This window comes from Brevibacterium moorei, from assembly GCF_024580735.1.
GTDB classification, from domain to species: domain Bacteria; phylum Actinomycetota; class Actinomycetes; order Actinomycetales; family Brevibacteriaceae; genus Brevibacterium; species Brevibacterium moorei.
Genome location: NZ_JANIJX010000051.1, coordinates 1 through 2,634 on the forward strand (window position 1 = coordinate 1; position 2,634 = coordinate 2,634).

General features: G+C 60.4%; 2 protein-coding genes. One reads left to right on the top strand and one right to left on the bottom strand.

All coding sequences use genetic code 11. The annotated features are described in order from the left end of the window. Nucleotides 1–784: 784 nt before the first annotated feature. Nucleotides 785–2,008 (bottom strand): tetracycline efflux MFS transporter Tet(33), encoded by a 1,224-nt coding sequence (tet(33), locus tag NQ034_RS15985; RefSeq protein ID WP_010991840.1) that lies wholly within the window; start codon nucleotides 2,006–2,008, stop codon nucleotides 785–787. 38 nt (nucleotides 2,009–2,046) lie between these two features. On the opposite strand from tet(33), the gene NQ034_RS15990 reads away from it, so the two are divergent. Next, on the top strand, nucleotides 2,047–2,553 hold the full coding sequence (locus NQ034_RS15990; RefSeq protein WP_257050015.1) for a TetR/AcrR family transcriptional regulator C-terminal domain-containing protein: 507 nt from the start codon (nucleotides 2,047–2,049) through the stop codon (nucleotides 2,551–2,553). Nucleotides 2,554–2,634 lie beyond the last annotated feature (81 nt).

A 2,634-nucleotide genomic window follows, 5' to 3' on the forward strand; every position in this document is an offset into this window, starting at 1 on the left:
CAATACCAGCGCACCGCCCACAGGATCACATCACCCTGGAAATGGCGCCACTTGAAATCCGTCATCGTTCCGTCCGTCCAATCTCCGCCAAGCATGCTCAAGCTTCACGATTTTTGCAACAGAGCCCGGCCAAGGACGACGACCGCGAGCCAACCCCGTAGGGTCGGCAAAGTAGTTGCGTTTCGATCGGGTAGTTTCTGCGGTTCCCAGATTACGGGCTCAAGGGTCGTTCGTGCTGTCCGCACAGGCCTCAGTCAACCTGCGTCTCGATGCAGTAGCGTCGCAGTTCTGCGATCATCGAGGTCTTGGGGGTGCTGACGAAGCGGAACGCATGGCTGAAACGGACGCGCATTCCTCCAGCCTCGAGGTAGCCGTCGCAGGAAGCGCGTCGTCCGTGGGTGACGACAGAAATGACCTCCACCCGCTCGGGAGAACGGCGGGCGCACCTCTCGGGCTGCACTGGGGCCGCTGTGTGTGGATTTCTCGATGAGCGTCCAGCTCATGTCATCGGCAAGCCACTCGGAGAGGGCCTCCAGCTCTCCCTTGGCCCGGTTCACAACCAAGTCTCCGTCGACGCACTTCCGTGAAGACTCATGGTGCTATGGCTCGATCCGATGCGCCCGGCCCTTCTCCGCGATCGGCACGCACATTTCGATGGGTCTATCAGGCTCCCAGCTGACCTGTCCTTGGTAGATGATGCCGAGTTTCCCGGTGGCGCCGTCTCGCTAGTCGGCCATGGCGAAGCAGTGTCGCCGCCGTGTTGCTCCTGCTCACGTCTCACAACTCACATCGAGTCGCCGCTCGCCCAAGAGCCGAACTTCGGGGACGCTGCTGTACCACGCATGATGAGAATCACGCAGGGCACGTAGAGTGCTGCGGCGCAGAGCCAGAGGAAGCCGTCGGCGTTGATGTAAGTGAGCGCGAAGATCGTTGTGAAAGCGACCGGTCCGAAGATCGATGTGACGCTGTTGATGCTGGCGAGCACACCCTGGAGGCGCCCTTGGTGCTGTTCATCGACGCGCTGGGAGAGAAGGGTTTGCAGAGCGGGGAGGCCGATGCCACCGATCCCCAGTGCCGCCAAGATAGGTGCCATGGAAAATGCGTCAGTGACAATCGCCAGGCCTACGAGACCCAAGGCGTCGGTAATACACCCGATGATGACTGTTTTTGCCTCACCGATCCACTCCACGATGCGGCCAGTAAGGAGGGCCTGCACGAGAACCTGTACGATCCCGAAAACGGACAGGGAGATTCCAACTTCGACGGGACTCCAGTCGAGGCGGTGTTCAGTAAACAGCACCCAGGTCGCACCTGGAGCCTGCCCAATGAATTGAACAAGGCCGAATGCGATTAATAGGAAGGTAATCCCAGGCACCGCGCTGAGGCCGGGGCGACCACGATGCTGAGCGAGCGACGCAGAGCGCGCAGGGGAATCAGGACGGGTCTCGCGTAACAGGATAAAGGTGAGTGCCAGATTGCTCGCTGAGAGAAGAGCAGCGAGCAAAAACGGCAGATGTGGCGAGATGGCACCGAACAGTCCACCCATGGCTGGCCCCGCGATCATTCCGCCGCCATAGCAGGCACTGAGTAAACCGAAACGCTTGGCGCGCTGGTGGGGTGGCGTGATGTCGGCGATCACGGTGGCGGTGACCGCATTGGTCGCTCCGGTTATCCCAGCCACTGCGCGGGCGATATAGAACACCGACAGAGCGGACGTCGTGGCGAGCACGAGATAGTCGACGGTCGCACCGGCCAGGGAAACAAGCAGCACCCGGCGGCGGCCGAATCGGTCCGACAGCGTTCCCAGTACGGGGGCAAAGATGAACTGCATTACCGCGTAGAGCGCGATCAGCACTCCGACGTTCAGCGGAACCGCATCAGCGGTGACCCCTGCCTCGTGTAGCAGTGCGGGAAGAATCGGCATCACCAGGCCCATGCCGGCGGCGTCGAGGCTAGCCGTGATGAGGACCGTGGCCAACGAGCCACGAGCGGAAGTGAGAGATGACACCTTATCAACGATAAAGTTATCGATGATAAAGTGCAAGCATGGCTCAGAAACAAGCGCGACTCGATCGTGCAGCAGTCTTGCGCGGTGCGAGGCATGTGCTCAATAACACGGGGATCGACGGTTTCACCACACGGGCGCTGGCTGCGCATCTGCGGGTGCAGCAGCCAGCGCTCTACTGGCACTTTCGGACAAAGGCCCACCTGCTCGGATCGCTCGCAGCTGATGTGCTTGATCGCGAACACCACGCCTCACTCCCAGAGTCAGGGGAGCGCTGGGACGACTTTCTCCTGCGCAACGCGCGGAGCTTCCGGACAGCGCTTCTGGCAGTCCGGGATGGAGCACGGCTGCACGCAGAGTTTCACCGTCAAAAGAGTGACCAGATGCCAGCGGGCTCGGATGCCCCCGAAAGTCAGATCGAGTTTCTCGTGTCCGAAGGATTCGCTGAGGGCTCTGCGGTCCGAGCTCTCATGGCTATCAGCCGCTATACGGTCGGTTTCGTACTAGCCTGGGTTTTTCATGGTGTGGGGTGTCCGGGGTGTGGATGAATAGGTGAAGGTGACCTCTGACCTGGGAAAATAGGACTTGTCTAGAGTTCAATTCCCGCAGAAGAAAGATCACCTTCGAAG

What these genes read in the sequence shown, in the direction of transcription:
- NQ034_RS15990 (WP_257050015.1), top strand. Translation starts at nt 2,047, where the DNA reads ATGGCTCAGAAACAAGCGCGACTCGATCGTGCAGCAGTCTTGCGCGGT.